This window comes from Moraxella bovoculi 237 (assembly GCF_000696305.2).
Taxonomy (GTDB): Bacteria; Pseudomonadota; Gammaproteobacteria; order Pseudomonadales; family Moraxellaceae; genus Moraxella; species Moraxella bovoculi.
On sequence record NZ_AOMT01000011.1, the window covers coordinates 15,411 to 28,830 of the forward strand.

The window sequence follows — 13,420 nt, forward strand, 5'->3', positions numbered from 1 at the left end:
TTTTATGAATTTGTCAAACGTTGATGAATGGTAAATTACCAAAAAATCATCACACCCCAGAACAGATACACCAAAACAGCGACGATAACCGCCGCTTGCAGTACGATGCGCAGACCTGATGATTTAACATAGTCGGTAAATACTGTCCACATACCAACCCACGCATGAAACACCAATGACAAAATCGCCACAAGACTAAACAGCTTCATTGGCAGGCTCATCATAAAACCATGCCACGCGTTGTAATCTACTTGATTGAACAAGAAAAATCCGATCACAACAACAGCATAAACTGCCAAAACTACTGCGCTGATACGCTGCAAAATCCAATCGCGCGAACCTGAACCGGTAAGACCTGTTGCGCTTTTAACACCTGAATTATTTCTAGCCATTAGAACATCACCCATACAAACGAAGCCACAATCAAGATCGCCGCAATCACAAAGCTAATAACAGCAGCAGTCTTACCAGACTTAAATTCTTCATTCATGCCAAGGTCAGCAAGCAAGTGCTTGATACCCATCACGAAGTGGTATGCTGTCGCCGCCACAAAAATCCAAGCCACGAAACGAAGCAATACATTGTCAAACACAGAAGCAAAGCCTTCAGGTGATGACAGTGACGTCTGCAGAATGCACAACATCACAGGAACAAGTAAAAATAGCACAATGCCAGAAACACGGTGCAAAATAGAAGCCATGGCAATTGGCGACTTTGAGTTCACCGCAATCACTTGGCTTAGAGGTAAGTTAATCGGTCGGTTGCTTTTCACAGCGGGCATCCTTATCTAATTTACGCCGAAAAGGGCAAGGAGAGCTGGCTGAAGGGTATGTCAATTGCCCTGGCGCACATTTACTTTGGGTTATTAAATCCCTAAAAAGTTCGATTTTACCATTAAACTTTTTAATGATTGTATTTAATAAAGCAAAACAAATCTGCGTTTTGAGATTTTTTGACACTCTAACACAGCGAACACCATCAAAAAATAAACTTTTATAGACGAGTTTCTTTAGTTTGGGTAAATAAGAACAGCCAATATCGCCCAAAGCCTTGCAGTGCAAGTGATTATCATTTATAAAAGCGGTTTGGTAAATATTGGAATTATAAAACGCTTAGGAGAATTTTACAAATAAATTTCCCCATTTTATGTAAAAATAGGGGCAATTTTTTGTAACCAATAAAAAATAATCGCAATATCAGGGTAAAACATGCACAAAGCTCAACTTAAACAAAATCATGGTTATAAAAGCAACAAACTTATATTTATACAAATCCTTAACTTATCAAATTATCAAAGTACGCATTTATATTGTTACAAATAATGTCATCAGCCCAAAATAGCTTGTCAAGTTCGTGAATTATCCCTACAATCATAGTTGCGTTTTAATGCACAACTGTTTTCGCTGACGGCTTAATCTTATTTATCAAATCACGCTAAAATGATTTTTTGATAAATATTTCTTGATTTAGGCTTGTAAGTTGGTGAAAGTTTTTGTATTATCATCGCAACCAAATCGTGTGCGCTGTTTAAGTTTGTGCACCTTTATAAAGCTAAACAAGGATGTCGCGTCCATGCTTAAAGGCTTAACATAGATGCGATGACGCCCGTCTGATATTCTGTATTTGTAGGACCGGTCAGTCTGTGAAGGAAAATAGTCAATCACCCACGGTATGAATACAGTTCAAGGACGCAACCAACCCAAAAGAGGTCTATTATGTCAAATGTAAAACTCGTCGTTGACGGCACAGAATACGAAATGCCAGTGCTAGAAAGCACGCTTGGTCGCCCAGTTTTGGACGTGAGCGCCGTGGCTAAAGCAGGATTTTGGACTTATGATCCAGGCTTCATGGCAACTGCACCTGTTGAATCAGCACTAACTTATATCGACGGCGACAAAGGCGAGCTACTACATCGTGGTTATGCCATCGATGATTTGGCAGGCAACGCTGACTACCTAGAAGTCTGCTACGCGCTACTATACGGCGACCTACCGACCACTGAACAAAAAGAAAAATTCTACGCACGCATCAATGACCGCATGGCGGTACACGATCAACTGCGTAAGTTCTTCGAAGGCTTCCGTCGTGACGCTCACCCAATGGCAATCATGATCGGTGTGGTTGGTGCGCTATCTGCATTCTATCACAACCACCTAGACATCTCTGATGCAGCACACCGTGATGACACTGCGGTAGACTTGATCGCTAAAGTTCCAACTTTGGCAGCGATGAGCTATAAATACTCAATCGGCGAACCGTTCCTGTATCCACGTAAAGACTTCAGCTATGCTGAAAACTTCCTATACATGATGTTCGCAACCCCAGGCGATGTAGATTACAAGCCAAATCCTGTGCTAGTTAAAGCAATGGACAAAATATTCACTCTACACGCCGACCACGAACAAAACGCATCAACTTCTACCGTGCGTCTTGCTGGTTCTACCGGCGCTAACCCATATGCGTGTATCGCATCAGGTATCGCTGCTCTATGGGGACCATCACACGGCGGTGCGAACGAAGCAGTTCTTACCATGCTAGATGAAATTGGCTCAATCGAAAACGTTGCGCCATTCATGGAAAAAGTTAAGACTAAAGAAGCTAAGCTAATGGGCTTTGGTCACCGTGTTTATAAGAACTTTGACCCACGTGCCAAAGTGATGAAAGAAACTTGTGACGAGGTATTGGGCGCACTAGGCGTGAACGATCCTAAGCTACAACTGGCGATGGAACTAGAGAAAATCGCTCTGTCTGATCAATACTTCATCGATCGTAAGCTATATCCAAACGTAGACTTCTACTCTGGCATCATCCTAAAAGCCATCGGCATCCCAACGTCTATGTTCACAGTAATCTTCGCACTAGCGCGTACTGCTGGCTGGATCGCACACTGGACTGAAATGCACTCAGAAGCATTCAAAATCGGTCGTCCTCGTCAGCGTTACACTGGTGAGAAGCACCGTGAATTCGTTAAGATCGAAGATCGTAAATAATCTTCCATCTACTAAAAATCCTCCGAAATTCGGGGGATTTTTTTTGATTTGTCAATTCAGGTCGGCGACACCAAATATCTACTCTGGTTAAGCCCGCTTGCAGCTGGCACCAGTATCAATTTTAAAGACCTATAAAATAAGCCACCAGAATCGTCTGATGGCTTATTGTGGTTTTATCTTATCAGTTATAGACCTGCTTGCTTTAATAATGCGCCTAGACTGCCGACTTTATTGTCTTGAGCTTTTGGTTTGTCTGATTTATCAGAACGGCGACGCTCGCTGCGCCGATCTTTGGTCTTATCCACTTTTTTGTCTGATGTGCGAGGTTTGCGATCTTCTTTTTCTTTTGACTTATCGGCTTTTTTGTCCGCCTTGGCAGCTTCTGATTTCATACTAAAACCTATACGGCCACGAGCCTCATCAACTGAGATTACTCGCACCCAGACGATGTCCTGAGGCTTAACGACAGCCGCAGGATTGTCCACGAAGCCATCGGAAAGCTCTGAGATGTGAACCAAACCATCTTGATGTACGCCAACATCGACAAAGCAGCCAAAGGCAGTCACGTTCGTCACCACACCTTCTAGCACCATGCCCACCGTCAGATCCTTGATAGAATTGACATCATCGCGGAACTTCGCCGTCTTAAATTCTCCGCGTGGATCGTGTGCAGGCTTGGCAAGCTCAGCGACGACGGTTGCAAGTTGGCTAAAATTATCAGCGCTGTCATTGAGCGATTTAGCGACCGCCTCATTACCTAGTACGTCTGTTAATGATTTATCCGCTTTACGTAAAATCTCATACACCAGTCCATAACTCTCTGGGTGGACGCCAGTAGCATCCAATGGCTCCGTGCCATCCTTGATGCGCAAGAAACCTGCCGCCTGCTCAAAGGTCTTCACACCCAGGCGCGGTACGGCTTTTAGCTCTTCACGGTTTTTGAAGGCGCCATTGGTACGACGATAATCAACAATCTGCTGTGCAACATTTTTATTTAGACCTGCGATGTGCGCCAAAATGGCAGGACTTGCTGTGTTCACGTCCACGCCCACAGCGTTCACGCAGTCCTCGGTTACCTTATCGAGGCTAGATTCTAGTTCGGTTTGGTTAACATCATGCTGATATTGCCCAACACCGATCGCCTTTGGCTCAACTTTTACCAACTCAGACAGCGGATCTTGAAGACGGCGAGCGATCGATACGGCGCCGCGAACGGACACATCAAGATTAGGCAGCTCATTGCTTGCAATCTCGCTTGCCGAATATACAGACGCACCTGCCTCAGAGATGACCAACGCTTTGGCGGACAGTTTGTCATCATCGATGATAGATTTTACCAAACTTTCGCTCTCGCGGCTTGCGGTGCCGTTGCCAATGGCGACCAGCTCCACGTCATGCGATCTGATCAGACCTGCGATCATCTTGCGCGCTTCATCGACTTTATTGTAAGGCTCGAATGGATAAGCTGTGTCGGTGGCGAGCACATCGCCTGTGGCATCGATCACCGCCATCTTCACACCGTGACGGATGCCTGGATCCACGCCCAAAATCACCTTACGCCCTGCTGGTGCTGTCATCAGTAGATGCTTTAGATTCTCGGCGAACACACCAATCGCATCGGTCTCTGCGGCCACACGGCGCTCGGTTAATAGGCGGTGCTCGATTTGGCTGCGCCACTTGGCACGCCAAAGCTTATCGACCGTATCTGCCAAAAATTCGCCGTTGACCGCTGACTGATCAACACCGAAGTGGCTTTTGATTTTTTGGACAAATGGCTCATCTTCGCCATCAACGTGTAGCACCAGCACATTCTGCTGACGACCGCGCAGCATGGCAAGCAGACGATGGTTCGATAGCTTGGCAAATGGTTCGCTGTGCTCAAAATAATCTTTAAATTTCTCGCCTGCCTCTCGCTTTTCTTCACCGACAAGCTCCGAGCGAATGCTGGCCGCCTTATTAAAGCCAAGTCGCACTTCATCAAGCAGATCCAAAGACTGCGCCCAAGTATCTAAGATAATCGCCTGCACGCCTGCTAGCTGCTTATCAAAGTCTTTAAAGTCAGCTTCAAAGGTCTCGCCGGTCTCATCAGTCAGAGTCTCAGGGCAGCTAAATCCTGCCAAAGCCTCGCTAGGTGCTGCACCCGCCAGGATGTCTTGTGCGATAGGTTCAAGTCCTGCCAGTCTGGCGCGGGCAGCCACCGAACGACGACGTGGACGATAAGGCTGATAGATCTCTTCTAATTCAAGCTTAGTATTCGCTGCCTCAATGCGAGTAACGAGCTCATCAGTCAGTGCATTCTGAGCGGTCAAAAGCTCAATAATCTTAATGCGTCTGGCTGCCAAATCACGCTGTAGCACCAGGCCTTTTTCCAATGCGCGCAGCAAGGCATCATCCAGACCGCCTGTCTGCTCCTTACGGTAACGGGCGATGAATGGCACGCTCGCACCCTCACCAAATAGCTCAGCAAATGCCGCCACTTGACTTGGCTTTACACCGTGCTCTTTGGCAAGTTTGTCATAGATGGCGGCATGATCGATCGGGGTCTGGACGATGTCTGTCATAGGCTTGTTCTTTAAAAATCCAAAATGGGAACTTAAAATAGTTATCATTTTACCATAGTCGCCAAGCCATAAAAACCGCAAAATTCATCCAAACGGCGAAATTGAGTTAAAATTTGTTATCGTTTGCAAATTTTGCTTTATTCATGGCGCGGGCATGGTATGATAAGGATGAGAGGTTGAAAAATTTTGCAAAGTAGCCAAAAATTTGTTACATTTTTTTGTGCAATGTTGTACACTAACAATAATAATCAGTGGTAATCACCTAAGGATAAACCATGACAGAAACTAACGAAAATATTGCCCATCGCATTTTGGTTGTGGACGATGACGTACGTCTGCGCACCTTATTACAAAGATTTCTAGAAGATGATGGCTTCGTCGTGCGAGTAGCGCATGATGGCAAGCAGATGGATAAGCTGATTGCGCGCGAGATCTTCTCTTTGATCGTGCTTGATTTAATGCTGCCTGATGAAGATGGTATCAGCATCTGTAAGCGCCTACGCACCGAAAATTCTGACATTCCTATCATCATGCTGACCGCCAAAGGTTCTGATGCTGACCGCATCGCAGGCCTAGAAGCGGGAGCGGATGACTATCTGCCTAAGCCATTTAACCCAAAAGAGTTGTTGGCTCGTATTAAAGCAGTCCTACGCCGCCAAAACCGTGAGCTTCCAGGCGCTCCATCACAGCAGATAGAAGTGGTTGAATTTGGCCCTTGGACACTTGATCTATCAACGCGCACCTTGAAACGCGATGGTAATGTCGTCACGCTAACCACGGGTGAATTTAGCGTGTTAAAAGCATTAGTACAGCACCCAAGAGAGCCGCTAACTCGCGACAAGCTCATGAATCTGGCCCGCGGTCGTGAATGGGGTGCGATGGAGCGCTCGATTGATGTGCAGGTCTCTCGCCTGCGCCGCCTGATTGAAGATAACCCATCTCAAGCACGCTACATCCAAACCGTATGGGGCGTGGGCTATGTGTTCGTTCCAGACGGTGCGGAGAGCTAATTAATCAGCTTCACATAAAAAAAGCAGGTTATTACCTGCTTTTTATTTATTCTATTATTGCCGTTTTTGTAGTAGATAGACGCCTGCCAGCGCACTGATGATGATGGGTAACATCGCCATGACAAATGGCGACCAATTAGCAGCCAAGGCAATAAAGCCAGTCAGATCAGTCAGATAACTAAACAAAAGCCCTGTCAATAACGCCAACACAATGCGAAGCCCTAGACCTTGGGAGCGCAGCGATCCAAATACGAATGACGATGCCACCAATACCAAGGACAGCACCGCAAAAGGTGATAGCAGCTTTTGCCAAAATTTTAACTCGTGACGTGCTGATGATGAACCTTGATGATCCATGAGCTGACCATGGGCATACAGGTCAGTCAGCGACATGTCCTCAGGCTCACGGGTCAATAAATGCACATCAGTGGGTGCAATGGGTAGTGTCAGAATCTTGGCATTCTCATGGGTGCGGATTACGCCTGATGCATTAATATTTACCACATCGATGTCTGACAGCTGCCACGAATAGCGATCATCACTGCTCTTGGCATCATACACGCCTGACGATGCGCGCATCGCCCCTGTTAGGTTGCTACTTTGATCTAGCGTATAACGCTTGGTCTCGCCAAGCACCCCATCGCTGTCGGCATAGCTGATATGGACGATGTCTTGCCCACCATCATGCTCATTCACCGACCAGTAGCCATTCACGGACACGAGCTTGGTCTCAGGGGTGCGCGTATTAATGGCTTCAGCTTTTTGGTTGGTGATGGGTAGTACGTATTGATTCACTGCCAGTGATAACACCACGAACACGCTGGCAGGGATCATCGCCCAGCTGATGATGCGATATTTGCTCACGCCCGACGCCTGCATACTCACAAGCTCGCTGTTGCCCGCCAATAGCCCCAAGCCCACAACCGCACCAAGCAGCGCGCCGGTTGGAATGAACTGCACTAAGAAATACGGCGAACGATACAGGATGAATTTGAGCGCATCCATCACCGTATAAGTATCGTTTAGATCCTCAAGCTCATTTAAATAAGCAAAAATCAGCTGCAACAACCACAACCCAAGCACCGCACCAAGCATCGCCAAGAATGCCGCTCGGATGACATATTTGGCTAAAATATGTGACTTCATGCCGCGCCTCCTTGACGATTTAGACGCAGTTTTGCCATCATGCGTTCATGATAATTGATGTATATCGCCACCGCAAACAGCGCCGCAAGAACCACAGGATACGCCCAATCTCCAACCTTACCCTTAGCGATGCTTTCCTTCAGGGAAATCAAAATCAGCACATTCGCCACGAAGATAAATAACGCTGGAATAAGCTTTAACCATCTGCCTTGGCGCGGCTTCACCTGAGCCAGTGGCGCTGCCAAAATCGTTGCAATCAAGATCAGCCATGGCAAGCTGAATCGATAACCAAGCTCAGCATGAATCTCTTGGGAACTTGGAGTTTGATTGGGCGTATTCATGTTTGCAAACAAATCTTGAGTCCGCCAACCTTCGATCTTTAAGGGTTTTAGGTCTTCGTTACTGCTGGCTGCCAGACTGATGCGATATCGCTCAAATCCAATCTGGCTGTATTTCTTACTGGTGGCATCAACTTCATAGCGCCGTCCTTGATGTAGGTCAAGTCGTATCATCCCATCATCACTGTCCACTTGGGTTGCAGACTTGGCAAAGATGATGGTGTCTTTTTCAAAGATGAGTTCTTGGGGGATTCTGGTGGCGATTTCTTGTGCTTTTTGGGCATTGTCCGCTTGGTCATCTTGATGAGCGATGTCACTCATGCTGGCGGCGTTTCTAGGGTCAGGGTTTTTTGCCATTTGGATGACGATGACGTCCTGTAGATACTCACGATTCTCGCCAATCTCACCGACATAGAGGTGATATTCGCCACTGCTGATGAATTTTCTTGGGGTGATGATGTCAAAGATCTCAAGGACTGATTGCTCTTGCCAGATGTTCGCTGCCTTCGCCACACCCCATGGTTTGGCGACAAGCGTGATGAATCCTTGAGCCAAAAAAGCCACCAACACAAGCGGTATGAGCAGCCGCGACACGCGCCCCCGACTGATGCCGCTGGCGTTTAGTGCCGCCATCTCATGATCAGCATACAGCCGACCAAAAACAAGCATCAGCCCAATAAAAAACGACAGCGGAAAAATCAGCTCCAAAAAATAAGGCAGGTTATATCCGATGAGCGTAAATAGCACGCCCACATCCAGCCCACCCTCTGCCGCCATGCCAAAATAGCGAATCAAACGCCCGCCAAGCAGCATCACCACCAAGAACCCAAGTACCAGGGCTGTGGTCGTAGCAACCTCGCGTATCATATAGCGGCGTAAAATCAAGACGTCATCCAAAACCAGGAAAATTAACCTCTCATTATATCAAAAAAACATGGCGAAGATTAGCGATGATGCGAGGATTTTGAGCTTCTTTTAAATGAATTTTTAAACAAAATGTTTAGGCGATTTTGGTAGTTTTGGCTTGTTTTTTGTCATTGCGCACTATATATTAAGCATGGCAAATATGCTAAACTAATCTTGTTGTAACCCGCTTACACCATTATTTATTCATCAACAAAACCCACAAGGAAAGATCATGTCAATTCAATTATCGGTTCATTCAGAACTTACCCTAAAAAAAGCCACCAAATCCAACCCACTACCACAGCTGGTATTCTTCGCCAACAATGAAGGCAAACTTCTTGGCAACACCCAAAGCGAACACACCGCCCGCGCAGAAAACCTTATCAAAAAATCAGGGTTCAAGGGTGAGCTGTGTGACGTGGTGAGCGATTACGCCTTATCAGATGATGGCGTAGGCATCACTATCATTGGCGCAGGCAAATCAGAAAAACTTGCCAAAAACATCCAAAAGCTTGGCGCGGCAACCTACAAAACCATCAAAAACCATAAATCAGCCGCCATCGTTTGGGGCGATGTGATTTGCCAAAAACACTTCTCACAATTTGTGCTGTCTTTATTGGCAGCCAGTTATCGCTTCGATCGTTATTTCGCCAAAAGAGCAGATGCCGACAAATTGGCTTTCCTAAGCTTCATCAACAACAAAGACAGCCAAGACGACTATCAGGCAGCACTTGATCTGACCAAAGCCACATTCGCAGGTCAAAGCTTCGCCCGTGATTTGGTAAATGAGGCACCAAACAATCTAAATCCAGTGGCGCTTGCCAAAGAAGCCAAAAAGCTTGCCAAAGAATACGGCGATAAAGTCAAAGTAACCATCCTAGGCGAAAAAGAAATGACCAAGCTGGGCATGGGCTGCTTTATGTCAGTATCCCAAGGCTCCGACGCAGAAGGTCAATTGGTGGTCATCGAATACTACGGCAAGAACAAAAAAGGCAGCAAAAAAGCCAAGCTGGACAACCCGATCGCTTTGGTCGGTAAAGGCATTACTTTCGATACAGGTGGCATCTCACTAAAACCTGGCGCTGGCATGGACGAGATGAAGTTCGACATGGGTGGCGCTGCTGCCATGTTGGGCACTACTAAAGCAGTATGCGAAGCAGGCCTTGAGATTGATCTAGTAACAGTGCTCGCCTGCGCAGAGAACATGCCATCAGGCAAAGCCACCCGCCCAGGCGACATCGTAAATGCGATGGACGGCACGAGCGTCGAGATCCTAAATACCGATGCCGAAGGTCGCTTGGTGCTGTGCGACGCTTTGTGCTATGTTCAGGATAACTACAAGCCGCGCACCATCGTGGATGCAGCAACCCTAACAGGCGCGTGCGTCATCGCTCTAGGTAGCGTGCGTTCAGCCGTGTACAGTAACGATGAAGATACGCTATTCGCCCTAGAATCAGCTGGCGAAAATACAGGCGACCTACTGTGGCAGATGCCGCTTGATGATGAATACGCAAGCCAACTAAAATCAAACTTCGCCGACCTGCAGAACATCGGTGGACGCGAGGGCGGCTCTATCACTGCAGCATGCTTCTTGCAGCACTTCATCAAAGAAGGTCAAGCATGGGCACACCTTGACATCGCAGGCACTGCATCGCTTAGTGGTGCAAATAAAGGCGCAACAGGTCGCCCTGTACCAATGCTGGTACAATTCCTAAAATCTCAAGAAAATCAATAAACCATCCAAAGAAAACGCCCTTATGATGTGGGCGTTTTCTTTATTTTGATAATAAGCTAATCGCTGATTGCCACTATGGCAAATTAACGATGAGCGATAAAAAACCGCTTAATCATAAGCGGCTTTTTGTTGAGCTAATTTAGACTTATTTTAGAACTTCCGCCATTGCATTGGCAACATATTCAACGTTCTTGTTGTTCAGGCCAGCGATACACATGCGGCCATTTTCAACCATGTACACCGCGAATTCATCACGCAGACGCACGACTTGCTCAGCGGTCAGACCGGTGAAGCTGAACATGCCGCGTTGCTTGGTGAAGTAGCTAAAGTCACGCTCTGGCAGCTTGGCGGTTAGGGTGTCTTGTAGTTTTTGGCGCATTTCACGGATACGGTCACGCATCTCATACACTTCGCCAACCCACTGCTCGAACAACGCTTCATCGTTCATCACGATGTCCACGACATTGTTGCCGTGTGATGGTGGGCTTGAATAGATGCGGCGTACGGTGAATTTTAATTGACCTTGTACGCGGTCGGCTTCTTCTTTTGATGGTGCAACCACCGACAGACCGCCAACGCGCTCACCGTATAGCGATAGGTTTTTTGAGAATGAGTTTGATACAAAGATCGGCAAGCCCATGTCCACAGCGCGGCGGATGGCGTACACGTCGCCTTCCATGCCTTCGCCAAAGCCTTGATAGGCGATGTCCATGAACGCGATGAGTTTTTTGTCTTTAACAATATCAAGCACCACATCCCATTGATCATTGGTCAGATCCACACCGGTTGGGTTGTGGCAGCATGGGTGCAGTAGCACCACGTCATTTTCGTTCAGACCTTTGAAGAATTCGCACATTTCATCGAATTTTACACCGATCGTCTGGGCATCATAATATGGGTATTTTGCCACTTCGATGCCAGCACCTTCAAAGATACCGATGTGGTTCGCCCATGTTGGGTTTGACACGTAGCATTTGGCATTTGGGAACCATTCATGAATGAAGTCTGCACCCACTTTTAGTGCACCAGAGCCTCCTAAAGTTGCGATGGTGGCGACACGTCCATCTTTGACGATCTGGCTGTCTTTGCTGAACAAAAGATCTTGGCATGCTTTTTTGTAGCCAGCCAGACCATCCATCGGCAGGTAACCACGTGGGCGTGGTGGGTTGGCGATCTGAGCTTCAGCCGTTTTTACACACTCAAGCACAGGCAATCTTCCATCCTCGGTGTAGTACACGCCCACACCCAAGTTTACCTTAATGTCGGTGCGTGGGTCGTTCGCAAATTTATCCATCAACCCTAAAATCGGGTCGCCCGCATAGTGTTCAACATGATTAAACATGGCAATTTTCCTTAGGTTAGTAAAGGCCGTTAAAAACAAAGACAGTATAGCCGAAAATCCGCACCTTGTGCAGATAAATATGTCAAATGCGATCTATTTTGGGTTGCTCACCAAAAATTCGTGCGCATTCTCAATCAAAAATTCTTTAAATGCCACCGCAGCAGGCGACAGCGAACGATTCTTGTGGGTATAAAGTAAAAAATTACGCTCCACCACAGGCTCTGCGATCGGGCGCATGACCAAGCCGTTCTGCTCTACCCATTCTGCCGCATACAGCAGACACACCGTCACGCCCAGACCCATGCGCACCATGCCAAGCGCGGTCGATAAGAAATTAATCTCAAAATCAGGGTGGAAAATACGGTTCGAGATGTTCGCAGGCAGCTCATTTTGCAAAGACTTAATAAAAGGTCCGTTCAGGGTAATCAGGCGTTCGTTCAACAGATCCGCCCAGCGCACCACGTCTTTTTTGGCGAAGGGGTGCGTGCTAGGTAGTACTAGATAAAACGGTGAACGAAATAGTGTATCGGTCTTTAGGTCATCAGAATGCACACGCTCAGGCGCCACACCCAGATCCGCCTCGAGATTCTCAATGTGCTCCACCACATCATCCACAGAGCAGTCAGTTAGCGTGACCTGAATGTGCGGATGCAGCTCACAGAACTTAGCGATGAACTTAGGCATCGTCGATGCGGATAGCTGCTGTGAGACCGCCAGACGAATGTGTCCTTGGTGCAAGGACTTTAGGTTGGAGACCTTTTCATTAAGCACGGACATCTCATTGAGCACACGGCGCGCCTGCGGCAATAAGCGCATGCCCGCATCGGATAGGTGCAATTTTCGTGTGGTGCGGTCGAACAGCTTAACGTCTAAATTCTGCTCAAGCTCCTTGATCAGACCGCTTAAGGCCGATTGCGTCAGGCATAATGTCTCAGCGGCCTTGGTGAAGCTGTTCTGCTCAGCTACCAACACAAAAGCGCGCAACTGGCGCAGCGTAGTACTCACGATTATAAATCCTAGTAATATATGTATAAGTTAATATTATAAATCATAATTCGTAAGATACAAGTGTTTTAGAAAAATAAATCTGTGATTTTGGGATTTTAATGAAATAATGCCTTTTGATCTTCGCAGCCATTTAAATTCTCATACCTTAGAAGAACAGTAGAAATTTAAAAGGTCGTTAGACACAGCACCACATAGAACCACAGCGTTGATCTACAAACAGTAGAAATTTAAAAGGTCGTTAGACGATGGGCTTGAGCTTGATCAGATGAAATCTACAAACAGTAGAAATTTAAAAGGTCGTTAGACTACATCGGCGTGGGTGGGCGAAGGCGAGCATCTACAAACAGTAGAAATTTAAAAGGTCGTTAGACAACGCACATTGTG

General features: G+C 46.8%; 10 protein-coding genes and 1 CRISPR repeat array (1 of these 11 running past the window's edge). Of the genes, 3 read left to right on the top strand and 7 right to left on the bottom strand.

Translation table 11 applies throughout. The annotated features are described in order from the left end of the window. Positions 1 to 35 precede the first annotated feature (35 nt). Entirely contained in the window at positions 36 to 392 is a 357-nt protein-coding gene (sdhD, locus tag MBO_RS03295; RefSeq protein WP_036363646.1) for a succinate dehydrogenase, hydrophobic membrane anchor protein, read from the bottom strand. After that, complete coding sequence (sdhC, locus tag MBO_RS03300) at positions 392 to 781, bottom strand: succinate dehydrogenase, cytochrome b556 subunit (protein ID WP_080702176.1); 390 nt, start codon at positions 779 to 781, stop codon at positions 392 to 394. The genes sdhD and sdhC overlap by 1 nt, the downstream gene beginning before the upstream one ends. A gap of 934 nt (positions 782 to 1,715) precedes the next feature. Here sdhC and gltA point away from each other — a divergent pair. Further along, positions 1,716 to 2,990 carry a citrate synthase gene (gltA, locus tag MBO_RS03305; RefSeq protein WP_036363652.1) on the top strand — a complete coding sequence of 425 codons (1,275 nt, stop codon included), beginning with the start codon at positions 1,716 to 1,718 and terminating at the stop codon, positions 2,988 to 2,990. Positions 2,991 to 3,175: 185 nt separating this feature from the next. Here the strand turns inward: gltA and MBO_RS03310 are convergent, their stop codons facing one another. Next, a complete protein-coding gene (locus MBO_RS03310; protein WP_036363654.1) occupies positions 3,176 to 5,551 on the bottom strand; it encodes a helix-hairpin-helix domain-containing protein in 2,376 nt (791 codons plus the stop codon). Positions 5,552 to 5,826: 275 nt separating this feature from the next. Here MBO_RS03310 and ompR point away from each other — a divergent pair, with 275 nt between their 5' ends. After that, positions 5,827 to 6,561, top strand: a complete 735-nt coding sequence (gene ompR / locus MBO_RS03315; RefSeq protein WP_036363656.1) for an osmolarity response regulator transcription factor OmpR — start codon at positions 5,827 to 5,829, stop codon at positions 6,559 to 6,561. A gap of 54 nt (positions 6,562 to 6,615) precedes the next feature. Here the strand turns inward: ompR and lptG are convergent, their stop codons facing one another. Both lptG and MBO_RS03325 read right to left on the bottom strand, forming a co-directional pair. Then, positions 6,616 to 7,707 carry an LPS export ABC transporter permease LptG gene (gene lptG / locus MBO_RS03320; protein ID WP_036363659.1) on the bottom strand — a complete coding sequence of 364 codons (1,092 nt, stop codon included), beginning with the start codon at positions 7,705 to 7,707 and terminating at the stop codon, positions 6,616 to 6,618. Next, on the bottom strand, positions 7,704 to 8,930 hold the full coding sequence (locus MBO_RS03325; protein ID WP_227712660.1) for an LPS export ABC transporter permease LptF: 1,227 nt from the start codon (positions 8,928 to 8,930) through the stop codon (positions 7,704 to 7,706). The genes lptG and MBO_RS03325 overlap by 4 nt, the downstream gene beginning before the upstream one ends. Positions 8,931 to 9,183: 253 nt before the next feature. On the opposite strand from MBO_RS03325, the gene MBO_RS03330 reads away from it, so the two are divergent. After that, the gene (locus MBO_RS03330; protein WP_036363665.1) at positions 9,184 to 10,686 is read left to right on the top strand and encodes a leucyl aminopeptidase; all 1,503 of its coding nucleotides are present in this window, start codon (positions 9,184 to 9,186) and stop codon (positions 10,684 to 10,686) included. 145 nt (positions 10,687 to 10,831) lie between these two features. On the opposite strand, the gene MBO_RS03335 is transcribed toward MBO_RS03330, so the two are convergent. Both MBO_RS03335 and MBO_RS03340 read right to left on the bottom strand, forming a co-directional pair. Then, entirely contained in the window at positions 10,832 to 12,028 is a 1,197-nt protein-coding gene (locus tag MBO_RS03335) for an amino acid aminotransferase (protein ID WP_036363668.1), read from the bottom strand. A gap of 93 nt (positions 12,029 to 12,121) precedes the next feature. Next, the gene (locus MBO_RS03340) at positions 12,122 to 13,033 is read right to left on the bottom strand and encodes a LysR family transcriptional regulator (RefSeq protein WP_036363671.1); all 912 of its coding nucleotides are present in this window, start codon (positions 13,031 to 13,033) and stop codon (positions 12,122 to 12,124) included. A gap of 148 nt (positions 13,034 to 13,181) precedes the next feature. Next, a CRISPR array of direct repeats spans positions 13,182 to 13,420; the repeat unit is 36 nt; unit sequence ATCTACAAACAGTAGAAATTTAAAAGGTCGTTAGAC; it runs 814 nt beyond the window's last position.

What these genes read in the sequence shown, in the direction of transcription:
- sdhD (WP_036363646.1), bottom strand. Translation starts at nt 392, where the DNA reads ATGGCTAGAAATAATTCAGGTGTTAAAAGCGCAACAGGTCTTACCGGT.
- sdhC (WP_080702176.1), bottom strand. Translation starts at nt 781, where the DNA reads ATGCCCGCTGTGAAAAGCAACCGACCGATTAACTTACCTCTAAGCCAA.
- gltA (WP_036363652.1), top strand. Translation starts at nt 1,716, where the DNA reads ATGTCAAATGTAAAACTCGTCGTTGACGGCACAGAATACGAAATGCCA.
- MBO_RS03310 (WP_036363654.1), bottom strand. Translation starts at nt 5,551, where the DNA reads ATGACAGACATCGTCCAGACCCCGATCGATCATGCCGCCATCTATGAC.
- ompR (WP_036363656.1), top strand. Translation starts at nt 5,827, where the DNA reads ATGACAGAAACTAACGAAAATATTGCCCATCGCATTTTGGTTGTGGAC.
- lptG (WP_036363659.1), bottom strand. Translation starts at nt 7,707, where the DNA reads ATGAAGTCACATATTTTAGCCAAATATGTCATCCGAGCGGCATTCTTG.
- MBO_RS03330 (WP_036363665.1), top strand. Translation starts at nt 9,184, where the DNA reads ATGTCAATTCAATTATCGGTTCATTCAGAACTTACCCTAAAAAAAGCC.
- MBO_RS03335 (WP_036363668.1), bottom strand. Translation starts at nt 12,028, where the DNA reads ATGTTTAATCATGTTGAACACTATGCGGGCGACCCGATTTTAGGGTTG.